This is a genomic window from Halomonas sp. DP5N14-9, from assembly GCF_019802175.1.
Classification (GTDB): Bacteria; Pseudomonadota; Gammaproteobacteria; order Pseudomonadales; family Halomonadaceae; genus Halomonas; species Halomonas litopenaei.
Genome location: NZ_JAHVHR010000002.1, coordinates 684,205 through 709,224, shown reverse-complemented (window position 1 = coordinate 709,224; position 25,020 = coordinate 684,205). Strand labels below are relative to the sequence as shown.

The window sequence follows — 25,020 nt, the reverse complement described above, 5'->3', positions numbered from 1 at the left end:
CTGCTGAATCTAGCCAGGCCGGACCTTGCCAAGCCGGATCTTGCCAGGCCGGATCTTGCCAAGCCGGACCTTGCCAAGCATTGCGGCCCCCTCTGGAAAGAGGGCCGCATGGTGGTGCCCGGCGGGGCGACGGGCGGTTCACTGCTGTCGTCGCGCCGCCAGCACCATGTCGTGGATATAACCCAGCTTGCAGGCGATGGTCGGGGTGATCACCTCCGGCACCAGGTCGAGCAGCCCCATCTCGCGATTCATCTCGTTGAAGCCGAGACTCAGGCGGCGAAAGGTGGTCAACATCGCTTCGAGGTCCTCGTCGAAGCCGGTGGGGGTGATGCCGAAGTGTCCGGCGGTATCGAGGATGGCGACCATGTCCAGGTAGAAGCCGAAGGTTTCGGCGAAGTCTTCCCAGGGGTGCATGGTGGCGTAGGCCGACACGAAGCGGCCGCGCCAGTCATTCGGTGGTCCCTGCTGATAGTGGCGATCGAGGGCTTCGCTGTAGCTGGGGTTGTTGTGGTCACCGAATACCTCGATGCAGGCAGGCTCGTCCCGATTCTTGATCAACAACTCCCAGTAATAGTGTCCGATCTCGTGGCGGAAGTGCCCGATCAGGGTGCGGTGGGCCTCGTTGAAGTCGTTGCGCAGGCGCTCGCGCTCGACGTCGTCGGCTTCCTTGACGTTGATGGTGATCAGTCCGCCGGCGTGACCGGTGAACACCGGCATGCCCTCGTCGCTGGAGTGCCAGTCGCCTTCTGCCGCCACTTCGTCGGCGAGGAAGGCGAAGGCCAGCGGCGGGTTGGCACGGCGGCCATCCACCTCGTGGGGCAGCCCCAGCAGGTCGAGGGTGTAGAAAAGCCGGCGCTTGGCACTCTCGAGCTTGGCCCAGCGTTCACGATGACCGGGCACCGACAGGTCGGGGATGGCCTGGTTGTGGCGACAGCAGTCGCACAGCGTCATGCCACGGTCGGCCTCCTCGCTGGTGATCATGCGGTTGCAGACCCCTTCCACGGAATAGTTGTGGCACTTGACCAGCAGCGTAGCGCAGGTGTCGTCGACGCAGCGGTAGCGACCATCGGGCTGGAGATCGACCGTCACCAGAGCATGGCAACCCGGGCACCAGCCAAGTTCGGAGTGGCATACCAGGCAGAGGGTATTGTCGAAGAACAGGCGGTTGTCACAGCGTTGGCAGGGGTAGTGGCGCATTCGCATGCCCTCGGGCGTGGCCAGTCAGGTGTCGTCGCCAGTATAGCCAGGCTACCGGGCGGGCGGCGGGTCGGTCTCGTCTGGAGTGTGCTGAGGCGACTCGGTGGTGTGGGCCGTGGGCGCTGGCGCCGGCGACTGCGCCATCGCCTGGGCGAGAAATTCCCGCTGGTCGTCGGCGAAGGCCGCCCGCCAGTCACCCTCGTAGATCTCGAAGTGGCCGGTGTCGTAGGTCTTGAGTGTGGCCCGTGATCCCAGTGCTTCGGCCAGTCGGTAGCCGGGGGCGATCGGCGCGACGCTGTCACGCAGGCAAAGTTGCAGCAGCACCGGACAGTGAACCTGGCGGGCCCGGGTGACCGGACGGTAGAGCCCAAGCCCCAGCAGGGCGCGTGGCGCAATGCGATTGTCGAAGTCGTCATCGACAAACGACAGGATCCCCGTCAGGGCGTCCGGGGCGGAGAGCGCGGCCAGGGTCCCCGGCTCGCCGGCCAGTGGCAGGTACCGAGGAGCCCGGCCGAGGCAACCCCTGGCAAGGTCGGCGAGTCCCACTCCGGTCATGCGCAGGAAGGTGCCAGGTCCTGCGTCCTTGAGCTTGAGCAGCGACGAGGCCCGACCGTCGAGCATCGGATTCATGGCGATGACCGCAGCGACATCGTCGCGACGAGCCGCCAGAGTGATGACATGGGCCGACGAGAACGACGTACCCCACAGCACCAGCGGGAGGGCCGGTGCCCGGCCCAGGGCGTACTCGATGGCGGCCGTGTAGTCCTGTTGCTGGCGCTTGATGCCGAGCAGCTGGCGAGGCTCGCCGTCGGAGCGGCCGAAGTGACGATAGTCGAAGACCAGCACGCTGTGGCCGGCGTGATGCAGGGCCTGGGCGTAGCCGACAAGGCCGCCTGCCACCGTGCCACCAAGACCGTGGGCCATGACCACCACCGCACCATCGTCGACACCTTCAAACCACCAGCCGCGACAGCGAGTATCACCGCTGTCGAAGGTTACCGCTTCGGCGCAGGACAGCTCGCGGGTGCCGGCACTGTCGAGGGGCAACGGTGTGGCGCTGTTGTCGGGACTGGCGTCATCACTTTCGCTCATCGGCTGGCCTCCTTCAGCTCGCCATCCAGGCCGTCATCCCGCCCGTCATCGATGACGGCCAAGGTCATGTAGACGCTGTTGGGATCCTCGACATAGCCGGCGAAGGGCGCACAGGGGGTAAAGCCGTGACGCGTGTAGAACTGGCGAGCCGGAGCGAAGCCCGGCTGTGAGCCGGTCTCCAGGCTCAGCCGGCGATAGCCACGCAGTCTGGCCTCCTCGATCACCTTGTCGAGCATCAAGGAGGCCAGACCCCGGCGAAGGTGGCTTGGTGCCGTGCGCATGGACTTGATCTCGCCGTGGTCGTGGCTGACTTCCTTCAGGGCGACGCAGCCGACCAGATCGTCATCATCCCACAGCCCCCACAGGGTCACCTCCGGTGCCTTCAGTTCATCCAGGGTCAGGGCATGGCGGCTTTCCGGCGGCGAGGTGGGCGCCAGTTTCTTCAGCCCGCGGCGGTGGGCGCGGATCATCGCCGCCATGGCGGGGGCGGCGGGGTCCTCTTGCTGGAAACGCAACATGGCTACCTCGATGCAGTGGTGCCTTCAGGGTACCTCAGGTGGCACGGTTTTCGGACATCGAGTATGCGGTGGCACGTCGTCTCGCACAGGAGGTCGATGAAGGTGTCTCGCCTGGAGGCTCCTGCGACGCTGTGAGCGTGGTGACGTCTCGGCGAAGGGCGGTATCGATGAATTAAGGGTGGCTTAAGTATCGCCGGGCAAGGTGACGGTATTCTCCAGTCCGAGGCGAATCCCATGCACGCTGTCACCGTATCGGTAGTGATCCCCGCCCACAACGAGGCTGCCAACCTGCCCGCGCTGCTCGATGAGATCGAGCAGGCGCTGTCGCACCAGGCCTACGAGGTCATCGTGTTAGACGATGGCTCTGACGATGATACCTGGCCCCTGCTGGTGATGCGGGCCCACCGTCAGGACACGCTGAGGCCACTTCGCCATCGCGATAGCGCGGGTCAGAGCACCGCCCTGTGGCAGGCAGCGAGGCATGCCCGAGGCGAGTGGCTGGCGACCCTGGACGGCGATGGCCAGAACGACCCCGCCGATATTCCTGCGTTGCTGGAAGCCGCAAAGGCGGCGCGGGTGGACCTGGTGGGCGGCCATCGCGTCACGCGCCAGGACTCCGCGCTCAAGCGGCTGTCTTCTAGGGTGGCCAACGCGGTTCGAGCACGACTGCTCGGCGATGGCTCGCCGGATAGCGGCTGTGGTCTCAAGGTGATCCGCCGGCAAGCGTTTCTTTCGCTACCGTACTTCGATCATATGCATCGTTTTTTACCTGCCCTTGTCGCCGCCCAGGGCGGGCGTTGTCTGTCCCACCCCGTCAAACACCGGCCTCGCAGGGCCGGGCGCTCTCACTACGGCCTGAGCAACCGCCTGTGGGTCGGCATCACCGACCTGATCGGAGTGCGCTGGCTGCAACGTCGCTCGCGACTGCCGGTGGACTGTCGTGGTATCGATGATGCGCTCGACCCGCCTCGGGTCGGGACGACGCTGGGGCATGGGGAGCTGGCCTTTGCGACGGACACCACCGTCAGCAAAACTGGTCGGCAGCAGCCGATGCCTGACGGTCTCGATGTTGTCCTGCCCCGTGTCGTCTTTGGCAGTACGGCCTCAAGCAGCAGCGTTACCCTGAACCAGGCCGCCGCAGGGCCGTCGCAATGACGCTGTCCTGGTGGCTGGCGGTGGGTTTTCTCGGCCAGGCGCTGTTCTCGGCGCGCTTTGTCGTGCAGTGGATCGCCAGTGAGAGGGCGAAACGCAGCGTGGTGCCGGTGGCCTTCTGGTTTCTCAGCCTGGCCGGGGGTGTGACCCTGCTGGTCTATGCCATCCATCGCCGAGACCCGGTGTTCATGCTCGGGCAGGGGGCCGGGCTCTTTATCTATCTACGCAACCTGACGTTATTGCGAGGCAACAGGTTCTGCAGCTCGGGTCTCCGCCAGCAAGAAACGTCGCAGGCCTCCATCAAGTCGACGTCGTCGCGTGCCGGAGGATAGCGTCATGCCCCCCTTGAGAATGCCTCTTCGCCTGTCCTGGGCCGGTTGGCTGGCCTTCGGCGCCTTCGCCGTCCTGCTGCTGGCACTCGGTCTCGGCTGGCGCGATCCTTGGCCCGCCGATGAGCCCCGTTTCGCCTTGAATGCCATCGAGATGCTGGTGACCGGAGATTTCTGGATCCCCCATCGCGGCGGTGAACTCTACGCTGACAAGCCGCCGATCTTCATGTGGGCGAGCGCCCTGGGCATCTGGCTGACCGGCTCGATGCGAATCGGCTTTCTGCTGCCGTCGCTGCTGGCCGGGCTCGGCACCCTGGCGCTGATCGTGGATCTGAGCCGGCGCCTGTATGGCCAGCGCATTGGTCTGCTGGCGGGCCTTGCCACCCTGGCGACCCTGCAGTTCGTGCTGCAGGCCAAGACCGCCCAGATCGACATGCTGTTGACCTTCTTTACCACCCTGGGCGCCTACGGACTGTTACGCCATGCCCTGCTGGGGCCCTCTCGCTGGTGGTGGCGGGCGGGCTTTGCGGCCATGGGGGCCGGCATCCTGACCAAGGGGGTGGGCTTTCTGCCGCTGGCGCTGCTGCCCGCCTGGTGGTGGTTGGGGCGCGGCGGTGTCAGCGGTAACAGGGGGCCTGGCCGGCTGACGCCGCTCCGCCTTCGCGACCTTCGCGAGGGACTGGGGTGCCTGCTCGCGGTGGTGCTGGCCTGGGGGTTGCCGATGATCCTGATCACCAGCCTGAGCGACGACCCAAGCCTGGCGGCCTATCGCGACAACATTCTGTTCAAGCAGACGGGTGAGCGCTACGCCGACTCCTGGGCCCACCTGCGTCCCTGGTACTACTACATCGCCCAGGTGCTGCCCTGGGCCTGGATGCCGCTGGTGCTGACCTTTCCCTGGGCCTTTCCCAACTGGTGGCGACGCATTCGCCGCGGCGATGCGCGTTCGCTGCTGCCTGTAAGCGCCGTGGTGTTGATCGTGATCTTCTTCTCGCTGTCACCGGGTAAACGCGGCGTCTATATGCTGCCGACCCTGCCGCTGATGGTGCTGGCGCTGGCGCCACTGCTGCCGGCGCTTGCCAGGCGGATCGGCCCCAATCGCACGGGTTTTGGAGCCGTCATCCTGCTTGGCGGGCTGCTGGGATTGGCTGGCCTTCTAGGGCTCTGCGATGTCGCGCCGTTGGAGCGTCTGGCCCATCGCTACGGGATCACTCCCTGGTGGGAGTGGCTGGCGCTGGGGGGTCTGGCCCTGGGCCTGGCGCTTGTGGTGAAGCCGCGCCGGGGCCTGGTTGCCGTGACCCTGTTCCTGTGGTGCCTGTGGGGCTGGTGGAGCACCCTTGGATATTCCTGGATGGACCCGGAGCGCTCACCCCGGGACATGATGGCGAGGGTGGCGCAACAGGTAGGGCCGATCGGTGAGGTGGCGTTGTTGAACTTCGATGAGGAGATCCTGCTGCATGCGCGCACGCCAAGCGTTCACTTCGGCGACATGACGCCCATCGAGGAAGAGCTTCCCGCCGCCATGGCCTGGCTCGCCAAGGCACCCTCCCGGCGCTGGATGCTGGTGGTGGACAAGGATCTGGAAGACATCGACTGCGGCGAGCTTGGCCAAGGGTTCGACCTCGGCCATCAGAATCGCCACGACTGGCTGCTGCTGCCGGGCATCGCCTTCGCCGGCTGCCACCAGGATCGCGGCGAGGCACCGATCTACCTTGCGCCAACGTCGGTGCCCGGCTCCGGCGCCTGGCGCTACTTCACCGAGACACAGCCTGTCCCCGGCGAGGTAGCAGGAGTGACGCATCGCTGAAAGTTGGACGCAAGTTGTGCAAGGGTTGAATTCAAGAGGCGGCTTTTGTAGCTTGGGCTCGGGGAGATAGCCTTCTCCTTCAGGGCGGCGCTATACCTCAAATTCAGCCTTGAATGCAGCCTTGAGTTCAGCCTTAGATGCACCCTGTGATGTGGCCTTGAATGCTGCCCTTGATGCAGTCGGTGATATGGCCTTTGACGGTCGGTGACGCCTGTGTGGCGCAGCATTTCTGGGCCGTCGCTGGTGTACAGGTATGTAGCGCCGCGGGTACGAGTTCGAATCTGAAAGCTGATCAATACCAAGGGAGGGTGATCGGATGGAAGTGCAGACATCGTCCAATCCGCAAACCAAGCATCGCAGCAACCTGGACCCACAAGACCAGCAGCGTTTCGACTGGCAACGTTTCGCCGGGCTCGACAGCGGCCAGGCTCGCGCCACCCACTACCCGACGCGATTGCCTGAACCGATGGACAGCCTGTGGGTCGACCGCCAGGGCCCGGTGGTCAAGGGCAGCGCCGACCAGGGGCCGCTGAGCCAGCAGCAGCTCGACGAGTTCGAGCAGAAGGGCTTTCTGTTTGAGCCCGACTTCCTCGGTGGCGAAGAGCTCGCACGCCTGCGCGAAGAGCTCAAGGCATTGCTCGACAACGACGCCTATCGGGGCAAGGACTACAGCATCGTCGAGCCGAGCGGCAAGGAGATCCGCTCGCTGTTCGCCGTGCACTATCTGTCCCGGGTGTTCGCCCACCTGGCCAATGATGAACGTCTGGTCGGCCGCGCTCGCCAGATTCTCGGCGGCGAGAGCTACGTCCACCAGTCGCGTATCAACTACAAGCCGGGCTTCGAGGGCAAGGGGTTCAACTGGCACTCGGACTTCGAGACCTGGCACGCCGAGGACGGCATGCCCGACATGCACGCGGTGAGTGCCTCCATCGTGCTGACCGACAACCACGAGTTCAACGGTCCGCTGATGCTGATTCCCGGCTCCCATCGGGTGTTCGTGCCTTGCATTGGCGAGACGCCGGACAACAACCACGAGAAGTCGCTGCAGAAGCAGGAGATCGGGGTGCCGAATCAGGAAGCCCTGCGCCAGCTGATCGATCGCAACGGTATCGAGGCGCCCAAGGGCAGCGCTGGTGGGCTGTTGCTGTTCGACTGCAACACGTTGCATGGCTCCAACGCCAACATGTCGCCGGATCCGCGCAGCAATGCCTTCTTTGTCTACAACCGCGTCGACAACCGCTGCGTCGAGCCGTTTGCGGCCAACCGCCGTCGCCCGGATTTCCTGGCCCACGAGCCTGGCAGCGATTTCAATCCTTGAAGCGACGGTCGCCACCGCTCGCGATGAGCGCGATGGCTGGGATAGACTCGAAAGGCGCGCCCTGGGCGCGCCTTTTTTGCATGCCACGCGACCCCGTTCGCTGGGCCGTGTCGTTTCCTATCCTTCTTCATGCCTTCAGGAGCCTGCCATGTCTCTCGTCCCGAGCTTTGTCGACGGTGACGCCTTCTCCCAACCACTTGGCAAGGTGGTCTGTGTTGGACGCAACTACGCCGAGCACGCCAAGGAGCTCGACAACCCGGTACCCGACGCACCCTTGCTGTTCATCAAGCCGGCGACCAGTGTGGTGCCCCTGGAAGAGCCGATCGGCGGTCCCTTCGAGCGCTCCGACGTACACTTCGAGACCGAGCTTGCGCTGTTGATCGGCGAGACCCTGCGTGAGGCCACGCCCGAGCAGGCCGAGGCGGCAGTGGTCGGGGTCGGGCTTGCGCTGGACCTGACGTTGCGTGATGTCCAGTCGGCACTGAAGAAGAAGGGCCATCCGTGGGAGATCGCCAAGGCCTTCGACGGCGCCTGCCCGCTGTCGCGTTTCGTGCCCATCGAGGCGCCGCTCGACTGGTCGGCCATCGAGTTCAGCCTCGACATGAACGGTGAACGTCGCCAGCACGGCGTGGCCCGAGACATGCTGTTCGCGATCCCGGCGCTGCTGTCCGAGATGAGCCAGCACTTCACCCTGGCCCCGGGTGACGTGGTACTGACCGGCACCCCGGCCGGTGTCGGCAAGCTGGAGAAGGGCGCGACCCTGGCTTTCGAACTGACACTGCCCAGCGGCCAGCGCCACGCCCTCGAGACCCGCGTGCTCGGTTGACGCCTGGCTAACCCGCAGTCCCGACGCCTTCGGCGTCAGTCCAGTGGCGGCGGCAGCAGCACGAAGTTGCCCACGTGCTGCTTCTCGAGAAAGGCCTGCTGGGCCTCGACGATCTGCGCAAGCGGGAAGGTCCTGGCCAGCAGGGGACGAATCTCGCCGCGCTCGATGTAGCCGATCAGGTCCGGAAATATCGGCTCGTCCCAGGCGGTGGAGCCGATCAGGCGCACGTCCTTGAGGTACAGCTTGCGCATGTCGAGCTCCACCACCGGTCCTGCGATGGCACCGGAGGAGACGTAGCGGCCGCCGCGGTCGAGCACCTCCAGCACCCCGCCAAAGCCCTTGCCGGCGACGTTATCTACCGCGACGTCGATGCTCGACTCGCCGAGGCTTGCCAGCAGGTCATCGTCGCGGTCGAGCAGGTGGTCGGCGCCAAGGGCGCGGATCGCCTCGTGCTTGGCGCTGCCCGCCACCGCCGTGACGTGGGCGCCCCGGCGCTTGGCCAACTGCACCACCGCCGAGCCGACACCTCCCGAGGCACCGGTGACCAGCACCCGGTCGCCGGCGCTGACACCAGCGCGGTGCAGCATGTTCTCTGCGGTGCCGTAGGCGCAGGGGATGGTGGCGAGTTCCTCGTCGCTCCAGTCGCAGTCCACCGGGAATATCTCGCTTGCGGGCACCTTGACGAACTGGGCGAAGGCTCCGTCGAAGTCCGAGGCCATCCACACCGAGTCCCAGTGATCGAAGCCCCTGGTGCGCATGCAGGCGCGTACCAGTACCCGCTTACCCAGCAGGTCCGCCGTGGCCGAGGCGTTGGCACCTTCCTCTCCCGGCGCACCCAGGGCCACTACCTCGCCACAGCAGTCGGTGCCCTGAATCAATGGAAAGGGAGTGGCGCCATTCCAGCCGCCATCCTCGGCGTCGGCGGCGTTCTCGGCGCTGTCATCGAAGGCGTCCGCCGATGCCCGGGTGTCGCTCTTGACGCTGGCGGAGTACCAGCCGAGCCGGGTATTGATCTCGGTGTTGTTGACGCCGGCAGCGAGCACCCGCAGAAGCACCTCTCCGGGACCCGGCGTCGGGGTCGGGACTTGTTGATAGCTGAGCTTGTCGTAGCCGCCGTTGCCGGTGGTGACCACAGCCATCATGGTGGGGGGAATGCTGCGCTGTGAGTCTCGGGGCTGTGAGTCTTGGGGGTAGGGGGCCGGGGATGCGATGGCGCTGTCCTCCTGTGGTCAAGATGTGTCTGGCTTGATGCATATCTCGCCACGAGCGTGGGCCAGGCGCAAGAGCTCAAGTCCCCAATAGCAGGCGCCCGGCGATACCTGTAGGCATCGCCGGGCGAAGGCTCACACGGAGTGGGGCGTGCGGGTCGGCTCACTCCAGGTAGGTGTAGCCGTCGAGCCCTTCTGACAGATCATCGAGGAAGTGACGCTGTTCGCGTGGGTCGAGGTTGCTGCGGGTGAGCTGGACCCGGAGCCGTTCGCGCAGCACGTCGGCGTTGAAGTTGACGTAGCCGAGCACGTCGGAGACCCGGTCGCCCCACTGCAGGTTGGTCAGGCGCCAGCCGCCGTCGCGATCCAGCGAGGCATCGACGGCGTCGGTATCGCCGAACAGGTTGTGCAGGTCACCGAGGATCTCCTGGTAGGCGCCGACCATGAAGAAGCCGAGCAGGCGCTCGTCGTCTTCGCGCCACTCCGGCAGCGGCAGGGTGGTTTCGACCCCCTGGCCGTCGACGTAGCTGTCGATGCGCCCATCGCTGTCGCAGGTGATGTCCTGAATCACTCCACGGCGGCTTGGGCGACGGTCGAGCCCGGACAGCGGCAGCACCGGGAAGATCTGCTTGATGCCCCAGACGTCGGGCATCGACTGAAACAGCGAGAAGTTGACGAACAGCTTGTCGGCGAGTTTCTCGGCCAGCTCGTCGAGGATCTCGCGGTGGGCGCGATTGCGTGGGTCGAGCTGTGACCTCAGGGCGGCGCAGGCGGCGAAGTAGACGCTCTCGCCCTCGGCGCGGGCGGCCAGATCGGCGGCCCCCAGCACGAAGCGGTCGTGCAGGTCGCCCATGTCCTGGATCAGGTCGTGCCAGGCCTCCACCAGCCCTCGCGGCTCCGGCTCGCGCTTGAGGAAGTCCAGGGTGCGCCACAGCGCCTCGACCTCGGGGTCGTCGCTCTTGCGTTCGGTCGGCGGCGCGGTGTCCACGCTTTCCTCGCCGATCACGTTGGTGATCAGCACCGCGTGGTGGGCGGTCAGGGCACGGCCGGATTCACTGATCAGATGAGGCTGCGGCAGCCCTTCGGCGGCACACACCTGATTGAAGGCGTAGACCACGTTGCGGGCGTACTCGAGCATCGAGTAGTTGATCGAGCAGAAGTTGCGCGAGTGGGTGCCCTCGTAGTCGACCCCAAGTCCACCGCCCACGTCCACGGTGTCCACCGGCGCGCCTAGCTGGCGCAGGTACTGGTAGAAGCGCGCGCACTCGCGCAGGCCACGCTGGATATCACCGATGTTGGCGATCTGGGAGCCCAGGTGGAAGTGCACCAGCTGCAGGCTGTCGAGTCGCCCGGCTTCGGTCAGGCGCTCGACCACGGTCAGGATCTGGCCGGCGGTCAGGCCGAACTTGGACTTCTCTCCGCCGGTGTCCTGCCACTTGCCGCGGCCCACCGAGGACAGTCGGGCACGCAGACCGATGCGCGGGGTCACCCCCAGGCGTTCGGCCTCCTCGAGGATCATCGGCAGCTCGGAGAGCTTCTCCACCACCAGATAGACCCGATGGCCGAGCTTCTCGCCCATCAGCGCCAGGCGAATGTACTCGCGATCCTTGTAGCCGTTGCACACGATCAGCGAGGGGCCATCGCCGGACAGCGCCAGCACCGCCAGCAGTTCCGGCTTGCTGCCGGCCTCCAGGCCAACCCGGTCGCGCCCTCGCTCGTTGGTGGCGAGGATCTCTTCCACCACTCGGCGCTGCTGGTTGACCTTGATCGGGTACACCGCGGTGTACCCGCTCTCGAAGTTTTCCTCGCCCATGGCCTGGTCGAAGGCCGCGCACAGCTGCTCGACCCGGTCGTGCAGGATATCGGTGAAGCGGATCAGCACCGGCAGGCGCAGGCCGGCCTGGCGGATCTGGTCGACCAGGCCACGCAGCGGCAGGCTGGGGCCGGGTTCGACCTCGCCTAGCGGACGGACCAGCGCCTGTCCGTCCTCGTCCACGTCAAAGTAGCCGCTGCCCCACTGGTCGATGTTCCAGGTGCGGCGGGCGCGTTGCACGGCGGAGTCGGCTTCGGGCTTGTGGCTCACGGGCGGGCCTCGATGTCTGGCAAGGGCAGGGCTCCATGTTCCAGGCGCGCAAGCAGGATGCGCCGGAACTGTTCGGGATCGTGGGGAGTCAGGTCGTGGGCCGGCGGGTCAACGTAGACCACCAGCAGGCGAGATAGCCAGTAGCGCAGGGCGGTCAGGCGCAGCATCAGCGGCCACAGTTCGCGCTCGGTGGCGGTCAGCGGGCGTTCGGCCAGGTAGGCCTCGAGCAGAGCGTCGTGGCGCTCGGCTACCAGGCGACCGTCGGCGTCGGTGGCCCAGTCATTGATGACGATGGCCAGGTCGAACAGCAGGTCGCCGGTGCAGCCGTTGTAGAAGTCGATGATGCCACCCAGGCGCTCGCCGTCGAACAGCGTGTTGTCGCGAAACAGGTCGCCGTGCAGGGCGCCCTGGGGCAGCGGCTCCGCGCTTTCCAGCGCGGCCTGATAGGCGTCGACCTCGTCCTGCATCAGCGCCTGGTCCTCGGGCGAGAGGTAGACCAGCACCTTGTGGTGCATGGCCGACAGCCAATGAATGTCGCGAGGATTGGGACGGTGTCCACCGAAGTGGCGGGAGACACGATGCATCTCGCCGAGCGCCTGCCCCAGCGCTCGGCACTGGGTCACGTCGGGCGCGCTGGGATGGGCGCCCGGCAGGCGCGGAAACAGCAGCGCCGGCCGACCCGCCAGTTCGTGCAGGGCGATACCGTCACGGTCGTGAATCGGCCCGGCCACCGGGATTCGGTGCTCGTCGAGGAAGTCGAGCAGCTCGACGAAGAACGGCAGCTCTTCGTGCTCTCCCTGCTCGAACAGCGTCAGCACCAGTTCGCGACGGTCGGTGGTGACAAAGAAGGTGCTGTTCTCGGTGCCCGCGGGCACGCCCTGCAGCTTCGTCAGTTCGCCGACGTCAAAACGGCTGAGAAAGCCTGCGACCTGTGCGTCGTCAAGCGGAGTGAATACGGCCATGAATCGTCTCGCCCGGGGTTGCCAAGGCGCCTATTGTAGCGACTTGGCACCGAGTTGCACGTGATCTACGGGAGTGGTCTCAGCGGGCTTTCGCGCCGCTTGCCAGACGGGCATCAACAGCTAGGGGACGCAGCGGCGGGCGCGCCGCCCAGGCAACGGCCTTGGGTCAGCGAACCCAGCCGGGGATATCGACGTTGTCGCTGCCCTGGCGCTCGAAGTTGCCGTCGCCGTTGCGGTCGACCAGGAAGTAGGCGCTGCCATCCTTGGGCTCGACCTTGATGGCGTACAGCTTGCCGTTGACGCGGTACTCGCGCAGCGTCTGGTTGGCTTCCTGGCGGACGCTGATGTCGGGTTGCGCCTGGGCGAGCACCGGCGAAGCGGCGGCCAGCAGGGCCAGCGACAGCAGGAGGGCGCTCGCAATGCGGGTGATCGTCATGGTGGGGCTCCAGGATGGGAGAATGAACGGTTGGCAAAACAAAGGGAACACTGTTCGATCAGACCATGATACGTCGGCACAGGTTCCCCTCGCAAAGTAAAGGAACAGGGCCGATGCCCCAGGTCGACGCCTGATGGCCGGCATAAGGGGCGGGCGCAGGGTGGGCCAGGGGCTGACGCAAGGACAGGGCGATGGCCGTGACCGCGTCGAGGGTCGCAAAAGCGTCCGGCAAAAGACGAAAGGGATGCGTATCATGGGTGGCATCGTAGTCATTTATCCTTACAGGGACGCCGATCCATGGCCTCAAGCCCCATCGTTCTCGTCGACGGTTCCTCCTATCTGTACCGTGCCTTCCACGCTCTGCCGCCGCTGACCACCTCCGAGGGTCAGCCCACCGGCGCCATCAAGGGCGTGATCAACATGCTCAAGCGGCTGATCAAGGACTACCCGGACAGTCCCATGGCGGTGATCTTCGACGCCCCGGGCAAGACCTTCCGCGACGAGCTCTACGACCAGTACAAGGCCCAGCGGCCACCGATGCCCGACGACCTGCGCGCTCAGGTGAAGCCGCTGCACGAGTGCGTGCGTGCGCTCGGCCTGCCACTGCTGTGCATCGAGGGGGTCGAGGCCGACGACGTCATCGGCACCCTGGCGAAGATGGCCACCGACGCCGGTCGCGACGCGGTGATTTCCACCGGTGACAAGGACATGGCCCAGCTGGTCAATGGCCATATCACCCTGGTCAACACCATGAAGGGCGAGACCCTCGACGTGGACGGGGTCAACGACAAGTTCGGCCTGCCGCCGGAGCTGATCATCGACTACCTAGCGCTGATGGGCGACAAGGTCGACAACATCCCCGGAGTCCCCGGGGTGGGCGAGAAGACCGCCATCGGCCTGCTGCAGGGCATGGAAGGCGGGCTCGACGTCATCTATGGCGATCTCGACAAGGTCAAGACGCTGTCGTTTCGTGGCGCCAAGACGCTGCCGAAGAAGCTCGAGGAGCACCGCGACAAGGCCTACCTGTCCTACGAACTGGCGACCATCAAGACCGACTGCGAGCTGGAGCTCGGCCTCGATGATCTGGCCATCGCCGCGCCGGATCGCGAGGCGCTGAAGACGCTGTATCAACGCCTGGAGTTCAAGAACTGGCTGTCGGAGCTGCTGGCCGGCCAGGATGAAGGCGTCGATGACGTCGCCGGTGGTTCCGCCACCCCCGAGGGGGACAACGGAGGCGAAGGCGATAACAAGAACAAGGCCCAGGCGACGCCCTCCAGCGAGCGTCAGGATACGGTGATCCTCGAACAGGCCGAGCTGGACGCCTGGCTTGAGCGACTGGCCGCTGCCGAGGCTTTCTGCTTCGATCTGGAGACCACCAGCCTCAACTACATGGAGGCCGACATCGTCGGTGTCGGCCTGTGCCTGACGCCCGGCGAGGCGGCCTACATTCCGCTGGGCCACGACTATCTCGATGCCCCGGCCCAGCTCGATCGCAAGGCGGTGCTCGAGGCGCTGGCGCCGATCCTGGCCGACGAGGCGATCGCCAAGATCGGCCAGAATCTCAAGTACGATATCTCGGTGCTGGCGCGCTACGACATCCCGGTCAAGGGGCCCTTGGTGGATACCATGCTCGAGTCCTATGTGCTCGACTCCACCGCCACCCGCCACGACATGGACTCGCTGGCGCTCAAGTACCTGGGCGAGGGCACCGTCAAGTTCGAGGACATCGCCGGCAAGGGCGCCAAGCAGCTGACCTTCAACCAGATCGCACTGGAACAGGCCGCGCCCTACGCCTGCGAGGACGTCGACATCACCCTGCGGCTGCACCAGACGCTGCGCCCGCGAGTGGACGAGACTGGCCGCCTGGCCGAGGTCCTCGACGAGCTCGAACGCCCGCTGGTGCGGGTGCTGTCGCGCATGGAGCGCAACGGCGTGGCGCTGGACGCGGAGCTACTGCACACCCAGAGCCGGGAGCTGGGGGAGCGCATTCGCGAGCTCGAGGCCCGCGCCTATGAGCTTGCCGGGCGCGAGTTCAACCTGGGCTCGCCCAAGCAGCTCGGCCAGATCCTGTTCGAGGAGCAGGGCATCCCGGTGATCAAGAAGACCCCCAAGGGCGCGCCCTCCACCGCCGAGGCGGTGCTCGAGGAGCTGGCGCTGGACTACCCGCTGCCCAAGGTGATCATCGAGCATCGCGGCCTGTCCAAGCTGCGCTCGACCTACACCGACAAGCTGCCGAAGCTGGTCAACAAGGCCACCGGCCGGGTTCACACCAGCTACCACCAGGCGGTGACCGCCACCGGGCGGCTGTCGTCTTCCGACCCCAACCTGCAGAATATTCCGATTCGCACCGACGAGGGACGGCGCATCCGCCAGGCCTTCGTGGCACGCCCGGGCTATCGCATCGTGGCGGCGGACTACTCCCAGATCGAGCTGCGCATCATGGCTCACCTGTCCGGCGACAAGGGCCTGTTGTCAGCCTTCGCCGAGGACAAGGATATCCACGCCGCCACCGCCGCCGAGGTGTTCGGGGTGGCCCTGGACAAGGTCAACGGCGAGCAGCGGCGCAGCGCCAAGGCGATCAACTTCGGCCTGATCTACGGCATGAGCGCCTGGGGCCTGGGCCGCCAGCTGCATATCGAGCAGAGCCAGGCCAAGACCTATATCGACCGCTACTTCGATCGCTATCCCGGGGTCGCCCGCTACATGGAGCGCATCCGCGCCCAGGCCGCCGAAGACGGCTACGTCGAGACGGTGTTCGGACGCCGGCTCTACCTGCCGGAGATCCACTCCCAGAACCGTGCCCGGCGCCAGGGCGCCGAGCGTACCGCCATCAACGCACCGATGCAGGGCACCGCGGCGGACATCATCAAGCGCGCGATGATCGATATGGACGCCTGGCTCGCAGACCAGGCCGACAGCGACGGCTTCGACGCCTGGATGGTGATGCAGGTCCATGACGAACTGGTGTTCGAGGTCAGAGAGGACCAGGCCGAGACCTTCATGGAAGAGGTCAAGACGCGCATGCAGAACGCCGCCAGCCTCGACGTGCCGCTGATCGTCGAGGCCGAGTGCGGTGACAACTGGGACGAAGCGCACTGAGGCGTTGCCGCGGATGCTGGAGCACCGAGCCGGAGCTTCTATCGCCATCGCAGAGGATGACGCAGGCCCAGCCGGCCTTTTTCGTCCCAGTCATCCCACCCTGAGAAGGGGATCGTCGACTCCCCTTCCAGGCCCTTGAGCCTGGCCCGCCAGTCGGCCTTGGTGCTTTCGAGGTGCCGGCGGAATGCGGTCTCCTCCTGATAGGCGAGGCCGCCGCCCTGGATGCCGAAGGCGAGCTGTGGTGGCAGCACTTCGAGGCCCAGGTAATACAGGGAACAGTGGAAGGGGTACATCAGCCTAACAATGTCTCCCGCTCTGCCAGCGGGCTCGAAGGCTTCCGCCGGCGATCCTGTCGTCACCGCGCAGATGGCGCGTTTGCCCTTGAGTCGCCCGTGATCATAGCGGCGACTTCCGGAGTACATCCCTCCGTACACCATCACGCGATCGAACCAGCCCTTGAGCATGGCCGGTGGTCCATGCCACCACAGTGGAAACTGAAAAATCACCAGCTCTGCCTGTTCCAGCCGTTGGATTTCTCTTGCCACGTCGTCGGGAAGCTGTCCTTCTTCGAAGGCATGGCGTTGCTCCGTCAGTGCACTAAACACCTGCGAATCCTGGCGATTGCGATAGTGGCGAGGGTGTTCAATGGCATCGAAGCCTTCAGCGTACAGGTCGCTGATGACCACCCTATGGCCCTGGGAGGTCAGAGTGTCGGCGGTGATGGCGGTCAAGGCGCCGTTCAAGGAGTGGGGTTCAGGGTGACAGTGAACGATCAGGACATTCATGGTCGACTCCGTTGCGGTGGGTGTGGTTCAGGCTATGCCTTACACTTTTGCAACGAAATTCCCTATTCTTGTCAGCAGGCTTTGCAAAAATGAACAGTTGGGACGACTTGAGGACGGTGCTCGAGATTTCGCGCTCGGGCTCTCTCTCAGGGGCGGCACGCCAGCTTGGCGTCAGCCACGCCACCGTGTTTCGGCGCCTGCGAAACATCGAGCGGCGCCTGGGGGTGCTGTTGTTCGAGCGCTCACCCGGTGGTTACCAGCCCACCTTGGCAGGGGAAGAGATGGCGCAGGCGGCAGCGCGCGTGCACCAGGAGGTAGAAGGGGTGACGCGCCGCATCCAAGGGCGGGATCAACGGCTGGAGGGCGTCATTCGCGTCACCCTGACAGACTCCTTGCTGCAGGGGCTGTTGATGCCGGTATTCGAGGCGTTCCAGCAACGCCATCCCGCCATCGTGCTTGATGTCTCGGTCTCCAATGCCCTCTATGATCTGGCCGCTCGCGACGCCGAGGTGGCGATTCGGCCCTCCAACCAGCCACCCGAGACGTTGGTCGGTCGGCGAGTCGGTTCGATCCGCCAGGCGATCTACGTGGCTCGCGATGGCGAGATCTCCGAGCCGGGAGATATTACCGCCTGGATCGATCAGGGACAGCGCCCCGACGATGCGGCGCTGGCGGCTTGGATGGAAGACAAGGTCGAACGAGCCATGGTCCGCTTCCGTTGCGATAGCCTGCTGGGGCGGCAGCAGGCCGCCAGGCGTGGCTTGGGGGCGGTGGTGCTTCCTCGTTATCTGGGCGATGCTGATGTCGGCTTGAAACAGGTAGGAGATGAGTTGGAGGCATTGGCGGTGGACCTGTGGCTGTTGGCCCACCAGGACATGCGTCAGGTCGTGCGTATACGCCTGTTTCTCGACTTTCTTGCCGAGTCGCTCAGGGCGAGGTTGGCGCCCGGGGCGGCAGACCCAAAGCGCTAGGCCAAGCCTTGGTACCTGACGTAGGGTACCGCTACGACTTTGGACAAGACCCACCGGCCGCGAAACAAGGAGAGCGACCATGACGACAGCACCGGTACGCCCGCAGATACTCGCCTTCGATATCTTCGGCACTGTGGTCGACTGGCACGGGAGCATCGCCCGGGAGGTCGAGGCGTTGGGTTTGCTCACGTCGCCTGCTGCATCGGCATCGATGACGCCCGCGGACTTCGCCAGAGCCTGGCGTGCGGGCTATCGGCCGGCCATGGACAGGGTGATGTCCGGCGAGCTTGGCTGGACGCGTATCGACGACTTGCATCGGATGATTCTCGATGAGCTGCTCGATCGCCACCGGCTGGCACTGGACGAGGCGGGCAGGGCCCATCTCAACCGCGCCTGGCATCGTCTGGCGCCCTGGCCCGACAGCATCGAGGGGCTGTCACGGCTCAAGCGCGACTACACCCTTTGCACCCTGTCCAATGGCAACCTGGGGCTACTCGCCAATATGGCCAAGCACGCCGGCCTGCCCTGGGATCTGATCCTGTCCGCCGAGGTCTTTCGCGCCTACAAGCCCCATCCCGACACCTACCTGGGAGTGGCCGAGGTCTTCGAGGTGGCCCCCGAGGAGGTGATGCTGGTGGCCGCCCATCAGGATGACCTCGACGCCGCCCGCCGCTGCGGCCTCAAGACCGCCTACATCGAGCGTCCCCATGAGTTCGGCGAAGACGCCCCCAAGGCGGTGGATGGCTCACCCGACAACGATCTCCACTGCACCTCGTTGATCGATCTGGCCGATCGTCTGGGCGCCTAGTGTCATCGCTATCCAGTCGTGGCGTGGGCGCTGACAGCGCCCGATGGCGGCAGGTGTGGCACCAGGTCGATGGTGCCGAAGGACTCGAGCGAGACCCACACCACGAAGGCCGCGTAGACCACCAGCAGACAGATCGACTCGCGCCGCGACAGGATCATGTGGGTGCGCATCATCAGAAACAGCAGCACCGTGGCGAAGGTCAGCGCGGCCATCATCGGCGCCGCCAGCGAGAAGTCGATCACCGCGGTACCGGCGATCAGCACGCCTGCCGGGATGCACACCAGCAGGTCGAAGGTGTTGCTGCCTAGCACATTGGCGATGCTGGTGACGCCGCGTCCCTGGCGTGCAGCGCGGATGGAGACGAAGGCATCGGGAATCGAGGTGCCGGCCGCGACCACGGTGATGCCCCACAGGAAACTCGGAGTGCCGAAGATCTCGCCGAAGTTGATCGCCGCGCGCACCAGTCCCTCGACGCCGACCACGATGACCACCAGCGACAGCGCCAGTCGTCCCCACTCACGTCCCGGGCGGATGTCGCTGACGTCCTCGTCGGATTCATGATCCAGAGTGTCCTGGTACTGCACAAATAGGTAGAGCCCGTACAGGGCTACCGGCATCAAGGCCAGCCAGCGGGTCATCTCGCCCTGGATGCTGCCGCCCTGGGGCGAGGTCTCCACCGGGTGGTAGATGGCGGCGAAGGCGAAGGTCAGGGTCAGCACCGCCACCGCGATCATGTAGAACTGGGCTTCCTTGTAGACCAGGTCGCGATTGGCCTGAAGCGGTGACTTCGAGGCCAGCCCGCTGAGCCCGGGAATCACCAGAATATTGAACAGCGCCGAGCCGACGATGGCCGCCACACCGAGCTCGAACTCGCCGTGGACCAGGGTCGAGATGACGGTGGTGGACAGCTCCGGGAAGCTCGAGCCCACCGCCACCACGATGGCACCCTGAACGATTTCCGGCAGCCGGTAGTAGGCCGACAGGCGCTGGCTCGAGCGTTCGAGCAGACCGCTGCCCTTCCAGATGATGGCGGTGGCGATGACGGCGACCAGCGTCCAGAGCAAGATGGCGGACATTCCCTATCCTTGAGCGAGAAGTGGCCTTGTCAGCTTAGCCTTCCTGATCGCTCGCGCAAAAGTGCCAGGGCATTGGCATCGCCATGGTCGGCGTGATCCGTGGCACAATGGCAAAGTTGGGGTGGCGGATGCGCCTATCGCCACTGCCGGGATGGCACTACGGGTGCTATGGTGTCGGTCATGGATTGCTTATCTGGTCGTGGTTGCCACGGCCTTACTGCCGGAGACAAGGATATGACACGGGGAAAGATGGGATGGGCCGCTGTGGCCATGCTGACACTGGCTGGCTGTGCGTCGACCTCACAACCGCAGACGGCGGCCGAGATGTTCGACTGCGACGCCCTCAATCAGGCCGTGGCCAGTGCCGACAATGATTTCACCGACATCAAGGGACGCTTCGACGACACTCGGCTGACCCGCAGCTGGGAAACCGATGTCCAGGCCTTCCACGACTCCTGTCTGATCACCTCGGCGCAGCGCCCGGATCACTACTCCTGTTTCGGACGGATGGACAGTGACGACCCACGTGGTGCCCTGGTGGCCGGTGGTGAGGCCCTTGGCCAGTGCCTGGGCAGTGACTGGACCTCCACCCGCGAGACGTCTGATCGTCTGGTCTTCTCCAGGGCCGGCAGCGACACCACCGTGACGCTGGAAACCTTCCTCAACGACCGCGGCCGCCGTATGGGCAGCCTGGATGTGTGGCAGCATCCGGATGATCTGCGTCTGGAGTCCACCGACGGCTGACTGCCGCTGTTGGGCCCATGACGGGTCCATTGACTGGACCAATGACAGGGCCCGTGCCGATCGGCACGGGCCCTGTCGTTGTGGCCTTGGCGTTTGTGCTGCTTTCGCAGGCCCTCGTCAGCGGCGAGGGCCTGCGTGGACGGGCTTAACGCCAGCCGACGCGATCGAAGATCTTGACCGCTTCCGGGTTGTTCTCGCCCAGCACGCTGACGTTGACTTCGTCCTTCTTGAACTCGCCCCAGGAGCCGAGCACCTCGTCCACGGCGACGCCCTCGACCACCGGGAATTCGTGGTTGCCCACGGCGAAAAGTTCCTGAGCTTCGTCGGAGGCCAGGAACTCGAGGAAGGCGACGGCGTTGTCGTGGTTAGGTGCACCCTTGACCAGGCCGGCACCACCGACGTTGACGTGGGCACCACGGTCATCCTGATTGGGGAACAGGATCTGCACGCTCTCGGCGGCCTCGCGCTCGTCGGCGTCGTCGGAGGTCAGCAGGCGCACGTAGTAGTAGTGGTTGGCCACCGCTACGTCGCACTCGCCGCTGGCTACGCCCTTGATCTGGTCGCGGTCGCCACCCTCGGGGTCGCGTGCCATGTTGTCGACCACGCCCTGGGCCCACTCTTCGGCACCTTCCTCACCGTGGTGCTCGACCATCGAGGCCAGCAGTGACTGGTTGTAGATGTTGCTGGAGGAACGGATGCAGATCTTGCCCTTGAGGCTGGGGTCGGCCAGCTTCTCGTAGCTGTCGACCTGCTCGGGCTCGATGGTCTCGGGGTTGTAGAAGATCGCCCGTACACGCTGGCTGAAGCCGAACCAGTCGCCTTCGGGATGGCGCATGCTCTCGGGCAGGCGCTCGTTGAGCACCTCGGAGTCCACCGGCGCGAAGATGCCTTCCTCCTCGGCGCGCCACAGGCGGCCGGCGTCCACGGTCATCATGATGTCGGCGGGGCTGGCCTCGCCCTCGCGCTTGATGCGCTGGATGAGCTGGTCGGAATCGCCCTGCAGCACGTTGACCTCGATGCCGGTCTGTTCGGTGAAGGCGTCGTACATAGCCTGGTCGGAGTCGTAGTGACGTGCCGAGTACACATTGACGCTGCCGTCGGCGTAGGCGAGACCGGAAGCGCCGGCCAGGGCGATGGCGATGGCAAGACGAGAGACGTTGGACATCGGAGACCTCGATTGGCGGATGGAATGATAATACGTGTCATTCGGTGTCCGTATTGAACGACCTCCCGGGCACGGCGTCAATCACTGTGCCTCCTTGGGCTGATGCAGGGTGCTTCTCTCGGCATAGTGGAGGGGGCACGATCGATGTACTGATGGGGGCTACGTCGGGGGCGGATAGCTCCGGCCATCGGGCGCTCTAGCCTGGCGCTGCGCCCCCTGGCACCCGCTGCTTCGGGAGCCGGCAGAACTGCGAGGCTGACCTGTTGGAGCGGGAGATATCGCACAGGCAAAGGAGAAGGCGTGTCGAAAGGATTCGCGTTACCATGGCCAATCCATCGGCTTTCGCCGTCGTCCATCCGACCTTCGACACGCGATCCCCTCCATGACCTCACACCTTGCCAGCTCCGCCACCGTTTCCGAGCAGACCTTCGAGGAAGGCGTTGTCGCCGATCCTCTGCTGGCTGTGCGCAATATCCAGCATCGATACGACAGCAAGCTTGCCGTCAGCGACGCCTCCTTCGACATCGCGCCGGGCGAGGTGGTGTGCCTGCTCGGGCCGTCGGGCTGTGGCAAGACGACGCTGCTGCGCATCGTCGCCGGACTCGAGGCGTTGCAGCAGGGGGAGCTCAAGTTCGACGGCCAGACCCTGGCCGCACCGGGGCGCCCCCACGTGCCGCCGGAGAAGCGCAGCGTGGGGCTGGCCTTCCAGGAATCGGCACTGTTTCCCCACTTGAGCGTGCTCGACAACGTGACCTTCGGGCTCAAGGGGATGCCGGCGCGCGCGCGCCGTGAACGAGCCCTGGAGCTGCTCGCTCAGCTGGGTATGGACGGCTACTCCGAGGCCTTCCCGCACACCCTGTCCGGTGGCCAGCAGCAGCGGGTGGCCCTGGCCAGGGCCCTGGCGCCCTCGCCGCAATTGATGCTGCTGGACGAGCCTTTCTCGAGCCTCGACGCGCGTCTCAGGGACCGTATCCGTGATGACACCCTGCACGTGCTCAAGCAGGTGGGCGCAGGCACCCTACTGGTGACCCATGACCCCGAAGAGGCGATGTTCATGGCCGATCGCATCGTGCTGATGCGCGATGGTCGGGTGGTGCAGGTAGGCACGCCGGAAGAGCTCTACTGCGCGCCGGCCGACCCCTTCGTGGTGACCTTCTTCGGGGACGTCAATCGCCTGGAAGGCGTCGCCCAGCGTGGCTATGTGCATACCGCGGTGGGGCCCGTCGCCACCGACCTGCCTGACGGCGCCCGCGCCCAGGTGCTGATGCGCCCGGAGGCGCTCAGGGTGGTGGAAATCGAGAGCGACGGCCAGCACGCCCACCACAGCCACGTGCTGATGGCACGACTGCTGGGGCGTTGCAGTCTGCTGCACCTCTGCGTGCACGGTATCGATGGCCAGGAGGCCCACATGCACGCCCGGGTACCCGGGGTCTTTCTGCCGAGGGAAGGCCAGGCCGTGCAGGTCAGTCTCGACCCGGCCCAGGTATTCGTGTTCCCCGCCGAGGCGTCCGGCCTCGAGGCCGTCTAGGGCCCCTGGCCCCGGCGCACCAGGGGGGGGACTATTCGTATCGGGTCGTATCCAGCAGGGGCCTGCGTCAGTCGCTGGCCTGGCCCGGGCGCGAGCGGCGCATCGCCAGGCTCAGCAGCACCACCGGAATGATCCCCACGGCAACGATGGCCAGGGACGCTGTCGAGGCCTCGGCCAGGCGTTCGTCAGCGGCCAGGTTGTGGGCTCGTACCGCCAGGGTGTCGAAGTTGAACGGGCGCAGGATGATGGTGGCCGGCAGCTCCTTCATCACATCGACGAAGACCAGGATCCCGGCGGCCAGCAGGCTGCCGCGCATGATCGGCGTATGCACCTTGCGCAGGGTGCCGGTGGCGGTCTCGCCGAGGGTGCGGGCGGCCGCGTCCATCGACGGGGTGACCTTGCCCAGGCTCGCTTCCACGGCGTTGAACGACACCGCGAGAAAACGCACCACATAGGCATAGATCAGGATAAAGGCGGTACCGCTGAGGATCAGGCCGATCACCTCCCCGGTGGCGGCCTTGTACAGCTGGTTGAGCTGGACGTCGACCCAGGCGAAGGGGATCAGGATGCCTACCGCCACCACCGACCCCGGAATCGCGTAGCCCAGCGAGGCCACCCGCGTGGCCGTGCGGGTCAGCGGGCCCTGTTCGAGTCGGGCGCCATAGCTCAGCACCACCGCCAGCCCCACCGCGATCAGGGCGGCGACGGCTGCCAGCAGCAGGCTGTTGCCAGCGTATTCGAAAAAGGCGCTGCCCAGCACGCTGTCTCTGGCCTTCAGCGCCATGTACCCCAGCAGCAGGCAGGGCAACAGGAAGCCCACCGTCACCGGCAGCGCGCAGGCCAGGGTGGCCGCCCAGGCGCGTGCACCGCTTAGACGGTACTCCGGTAGTTGCTGGTAGCGGTGAGAGGTGTGGTGGAAGCGGCGCTTGCCCCGGGACCAGCGCTCCAGCAGCACGAACAGGATCACGAAGGCCAGCAGGCACGCCGCCAACTGGGCGGCGGCGACCTGTTCGCCAAGTCCGAACCAGGTGCGATAGATGCCGGTGGTGAAGGTATCCACGCCGAAGTACTGCACCGCGCCGAACTCGTTGAGGGTTTCCATCAAGGCCAGCGACACGCCCCCCACCAGCGCCGGTCGCGCCAGCGGTACCGCCACCTGGGTAAACATCTGCCAGGGGCCGCGGCCCAGGGTGCGTCCCACGTCGAGCATGCACACCGACTGCTCGAGGAAGGCCGCCCTGGCCAGCATGTACACGTAGGGGTAGAGCACCAGGGTGATCAGGGTGGCGGCACCCGGTAACGAGCGGATGTCGGGAAACCAGTAGTCCCCGCGGGACCAGCCGAAGGCTTCGCGCAGGGCCTCCTGCACCGGCCCTGCGTACTGCAGAAAGTCGGTGTAGGCGTAGGCGATGACGTAGGTGGGTACCGCCAACGGCAGCAGCATGGCCCATTCGAACAGGCGCTTGCCGGGAAAACGGCACATCACTACCAGCCAGGCGCAGCCGGTACCGATGGCCAGGGTGCCAAGGCCGACGCTGAGCACCAGGAACAGGGTGTTGAGCAGATAACGCGTCAGCACAGTGTCGGCCAGGTGACGCCAGATATCGCCGGCGGGCACCAGAATATGGGCCAGGATCACCAGCACCGGCAGTGCCACCACCGCGGCGACTGCCAGCGTCAACCAGCCCCAGCGCGAAAGCCGCCGGGAACGAACCTTGGCCACGGAATGAGTACTGCTGGACACGGACGGACTCCTGCTGCGGGCACCGCTGACGGACGGGAGGCCAGATCATACCAGTCCGTGCCGGCGGCTGCAGTTGGCCATCAAGGGGAGGCATGGAGGCGCGCACCAAACGGAAGTGAGACCTTGGCTCGGCGGGCTTTGAAAGTGAATAACTATTCATTTATTTTAAGAG

Annotated in this window: 21 protein-coding genes; 10 read left to right on the top strand and 11 right to left on the bottom strand. The window is 65.6% G+C overall.

Annotated features, from left to right (window positions below):
• Positions 1 to 138: 138 nt before the first annotated feature.
• Genes KUW00_RS04805 through KUW00_RS04795 form a run of 3 tightly spaced genes read right to left on the bottom strand, consistent with a single transcriptional unit; the run spans position 139 to position 2,807 of the window.
• A complete protein-coding gene (locus tag KUW00_RS04805) occupies positions 139 to 1,197 on the bottom strand; it encodes a putative zinc-binding metallopeptidase (protein ID WP_222568358.1) in 1,059 nt (352 codons plus the stop codon).
• A 51-nt stretch (positions 1,198 to 1,248) separates the two neighbouring features.
• A complete protein-coding gene (locus KUW00_RS04800) occupies positions 1,249 to 2,289 on the bottom strand; it encodes an alpha/beta hydrolase (RefSeq protein ID WP_222568357.1) in 1,041 nt (346 codons plus the stop codon).
• Positions 2,286 to 2,807: a GNAT family N-acetyltransferase gene (locus KUW00_RS04795; protein WP_222568356.1), complete on the bottom strand. Its 522-nt coding sequence runs from the start codon at positions 2,805 to 2,807 to the stop codon at positions 2,286 to 2,288. The genes KUW00_RS04800 and KUW00_RS04795 overlap by 4 nt, the downstream gene beginning before the upstream one ends.
• Before the next feature lie 234 nt (positions 2,808 to 3,041).
• On the opposite strand from KUW00_RS04795, the gene KUW00_RS04790 reads away from it, so the two are divergent.
• The 5 genes from KUW00_RS04790 (at position 3,042) to KUW00_RS04770 (ending at position 8,239) form a co-directional block, all read left to right on the top strand.
• Entirely contained in the window at positions 3,042 to 3,962 is a 921-nt protein-coding gene (locus tag KUW00_RS04790; RefSeq protein ID WP_222568355.1) for a glycosyltransferase family 2 protein, read from the top strand.
• The gene (locus KUW00_RS04785; protein WP_222568354.1) at positions 3,959 to 4,291 is read left to right on the top strand and encodes a lipid-A-disaccharide synthase N-terminal domain-containing protein; all 333 of its coding nucleotides are present in this window, start codon (positions 3,959 to 3,961) and stop codon (positions 4,289 to 4,291) included. The genes KUW00_RS04790 and KUW00_RS04785 overlap by 4 nt, the downstream gene beginning before the upstream one ends.
• Before the next feature lie 4 nt (positions 4,292 to 4,295).
• Complete coding sequence (locus tag KUW00_RS04780; RefSeq protein WP_222568353.1) at positions 4,296 to 6,095, top strand: ArnT family glycosyltransferase; 1,800 nt, start codon at positions 4,296 to 4,298, stop codon at positions 6,093 to 6,095.
• Positions 6,096 to 6,411: 316 nt separating this feature from the next.
• Positions 6,412 to 7,413: an ectoine hydroxylase gene (gene thpD / locus KUW00_RS04775; RefSeq protein WP_261391966.1), complete on the top strand. Its 1,002-nt coding sequence runs from the start codon at positions 6,412 to 6,414 to the stop codon at positions 7,411 to 7,413.
• A gap of 148 nt (positions 7,414 to 7,561) precedes the next feature.
• A complete protein-coding gene (locus tag KUW00_RS04770; protein WP_108131123.1) occupies positions 7,562 to 8,239 on the top strand; it encodes a fumarylacetoacetate hydrolase family protein in 678 nt (225 codons plus the stop codon).
• 35 nt (positions 8,240 to 8,274) lie between these two features.
• On the opposite strand, the gene KUW00_RS04765 is transcribed toward KUW00_RS04770, so the two are convergent.
• The 4 genes from KUW00_RS04765 to KUW00_RS04750 form a co-directional block, all read right to left on the bottom strand.
• Complete coding sequence (locus KUW00_RS04765) at positions 8,275 to 9,381, bottom strand: alcohol dehydrogenase family protein (RefSeq protein WP_222568352.1); 1,107 nt, start codon at positions 9,379 to 9,381, stop codon at positions 8,275 to 8,277.
• Positions 9,382 to 9,610: 229 nt separating this feature from the next.
• Positions 9,611 to 11,530, bottom strand: a complete 1,920-nt coding sequence (gene speA / locus KUW00_RS04760; RefSeq protein ID WP_222568351.1) for a biosynthetic arginine decarboxylase — start codon at positions 11,528 to 11,530, stop codon at positions 9,611 to 9,613.
• Positions 11,527 to 12,492: a homoserine kinase gene (locus KUW00_RS04755; protein WP_045992627.1), complete on the bottom strand. Its 966-nt coding sequence runs from the start codon at positions 12,490 to 12,492 to the stop codon at positions 11,527 to 11,529. The genes speA and KUW00_RS04755 overlap by 4 nt, the downstream gene beginning before the upstream one ends.
• Before the next feature lie 166 nt (positions 12,493 to 12,658).
• Positions 12,659 to 12,928: a DUF2782 domain-containing protein gene (locus KUW00_RS04750; RefSeq protein WP_222568350.1), complete on the bottom strand. Its 270-nt coding sequence runs from the start codon at positions 12,926 to 12,928 to the stop codon at positions 12,659 to 12,661.
• Positions 12,929 to 13,225: 297 nt separating this feature from the next.
• On the opposite strand from KUW00_RS04750, the gene polA reads away from it, so the two are divergent.
• Positions 13,226 to 16,027, top strand: coding sequence for a DNA polymerase I (gene polA / locus KUW00_RS04745; RefSeq protein ID WP_222568349.1), 2,802 nt, complete (start codon positions 13,226 to 13,228; stop codon positions 16,025 to 16,027).
• A 38-nt stretch (positions 16,028 to 16,065) separates the two neighbouring features.
• On the opposite strand, the gene KUW00_RS04740 is transcribed toward polA, so the two are convergent.
• The gene (locus KUW00_RS04740) at positions 16,066 to 16,812 is read right to left on the bottom strand and encodes an NAD(P)H-dependent oxidoreductase (RefSeq protein WP_222568348.1); all 747 of its coding nucleotides are present in this window, start codon (positions 16,810 to 16,812) and stop codon (positions 16,066 to 16,068) included.
• An 89-nt stretch (positions 16,813 to 16,901) separates the two neighbouring features.
• On the opposite strand from KUW00_RS04740, the gene KUW00_RS04735 reads away from it, so the two are divergent.
• Positions 16,902 to 17,783 (top strand): LysR family transcriptional regulator, encoded by an 882-nt coding sequence (locus tag KUW00_RS04735; protein WP_222568347.1) that lies wholly within the window; start codon positions 16,902 to 16,904, stop codon positions 17,781 to 17,783.
• 79 nt (positions 17,784 to 17,862) lie between these two features.
• Positions 17,863 to 18,591, top strand: a complete 729-nt coding sequence (locus KUW00_RS04730) for a haloacid dehalogenase type II (RefSeq protein ID WP_222568346.1) — start codon at positions 17,863 to 17,865, stop codon at positions 18,589 to 18,591.
• 8 nt (positions 18,592 to 18,599) lie between these two features.
• Here KUW00_RS04730 and KUW00_RS04725 read toward each other — a convergent pair whose 3' ends face one another.
• Entirely contained in the window at positions 18,600 to 19,667 is a 1,068-nt protein-coding gene (locus KUW00_RS04725) for a sodium:calcium antiporter (protein WP_045992633.1), read from the bottom strand.
• A gap of 234 nt (positions 19,668 to 19,901) precedes the next feature.
• Here KUW00_RS04725 and KUW00_RS04720 point away from each other — a divergent pair, with 234 nt between their 5' ends.
• Positions 19,902 to 20,411, top strand: coding sequence for a hypothetical protein (locus KUW00_RS04720; RefSeq protein ID WP_146164618.1), 510 nt, complete (start codon positions 19,902 to 19,904; stop codon positions 20,409 to 20,411).
• A 145-nt stretch (positions 20,412 to 20,556) separates the two neighbouring features.
• Here the strand turns inward: KUW00_RS04720 and KUW00_RS04715 are convergent, their stop codons facing one another.
• Positions 20,557 to 21,576 (bottom strand): Fe(3+) ABC transporter substrate-binding protein, encoded by a 1,020-nt coding sequence (locus KUW00_RS04715; protein WP_222568345.1) that lies wholly within the window; start codon positions 21,574 to 21,576, stop codon positions 20,557 to 20,559.
• 382 nt (positions 21,577 to 21,958) lie between these two features.
• Here KUW00_RS04715 and KUW00_RS04710 point away from each other — a divergent pair, with 382 nt between their 5' ends.
• Entirely contained in the window at positions 21,959 to 23,104 is a 1,146-nt protein-coding gene (locus KUW00_RS04710) for an ABC transporter ATP-binding protein (protein ID WP_108448432.1), read from the top strand.
• Between the two features lie 67 nt (positions 23,105 to 23,171).
• On the opposite strand, the gene KUW00_RS04705 is transcribed toward KUW00_RS04710, so the two are convergent.
• Positions 23,172 to 24,827 (bottom strand): iron ABC transporter permease, encoded by a 1,656-nt coding sequence (locus tag KUW00_RS04705; RefSeq protein WP_315901105.1) that lies wholly within the window; start codon positions 24,825 to 24,827, stop codon positions 23,172 to 23,174.
• Positions 24,828 to 25,020 lie beyond the last annotated feature (193 nt).

Coding starts and splice junctions, on each gene's coding strand:
- KUW00_RS04805 (WP_222568358.1), bottom strand. CDS start 1,197: ATGCGCCACTACCCCTGCCAACGCTGTGACAACCGCCTGTTCTTCGAC.
- KUW00_RS04800 (WP_222568357.1), bottom strand. CDS start 2,289: ATGAGCGAAAGTGATGACGCCAGTCCCGACAACAGCGCCACACCGTTG.
- KUW00_RS04795 (WP_222568356.1), bottom strand. CDS start 2,807: ATGTTGCGTTTCCAGCAAGAGGACCCCGCCGCCCCCGCCATGGCGGCG.
- KUW00_RS04790 (WP_222568355.1), top strand. CDS start 3,042: ATGCACGCTGTCACCGTATCGGTAGTGATCCCCGCCCACAACGAGGCT.
- KUW00_RS04785 (WP_222568354.1), top strand. CDS start 3,959: ATGACGCTGTCCTGGTGGCTGGCGGTGGGTTTTCTCGGCCAGGCGCTG.
- KUW00_RS04780 (WP_222568353.1), top strand. CDS start 4,296: ATGCCCCCCTTGAGAATGCCTCTTCGCCTGTCCTGGGCCGGTTGGCTG.
- thpD (WP_261391966.1), top strand. CDS start 6,412: ATGGAAGTGCAGACATCGTCCAATCCGCAAACCAAGCATCGCAGCAAC.
- KUW00_RS04770 (WP_108131123.1), top strand. CDS start 7,562: ATGTCTCTCGTCCCGAGCTTTGTCGACGGTGACGCCTTCTCCCAACCA.
- KUW00_RS04765 (WP_222568352.1), bottom strand. CDS start 9,381: ATGATGGCTGTGGTCACCACCGGCAACGGCGGCTACGACAAGCTCAGC.
- KUW00_RS04755 (WP_045992627.1), bottom strand. CDS start 12,492: ATGGCCGTATTCACTCCGCTTGACGACGCACAGGTCGCAGGCTTTCTC.
- KUW00_RS04750 (WP_222568350.1), bottom strand. CDS start 12,928: ATGACGATCACCCGCATTGCGAGCGCCCTCCTGCTGTCGCTGGCCCTG.
- polA (WP_222568349.1), top strand. CDS start 13,226: ATGGCCTCAAGCCCCATCGTTCTCGTCGACGGTTCCTCCTATCTGTAC.
- KUW00_RS04740 (WP_222568348.1), bottom strand. CDS start 16,812: ATGAATGTCCTGATCGTTCACTGTCACCCTGAACCCCACTCCTTGAAC.
- KUW00_RS04735 (WP_222568347.1), top strand. CDS start 16,902: ATGAACAGTTGGGACGACTTGAGGACGGTGCTCGAGATTTCGCGCTCG.
- KUW00_RS04730 (WP_222568346.1), top strand. CDS start 17,863: ATGACGACAGCACCGGTACGCCCGCAGATACTCGCCTTCGATATCTTC.
- KUW00_RS04725 (WP_045992633.1), bottom strand. CDS start 19,667: ATGTCCGCCATCTTGCTCTGGACGCTGGTCGCCGTCATCGCCACCGCC.
- KUW00_RS04720 (WP_146164618.1), top strand. CDS start 19,902: ATGACACGGGGAAAGATGGGATGGGCCGCTGTGGCCATGCTGACACTG.
- KUW00_RS04715 (WP_222568345.1), bottom strand. CDS start 21,576: ATGTCCAACGTCTCTCGTCTTGCCATCGCCATCGCCCTGGCCGGCGCT.
- KUW00_RS04710 (WP_108448432.1), top strand. CDS start 21,959: ATGACCTCACACCTTGCCAGCTCCGCCACCGTTTCCGAGCAGACCTTC.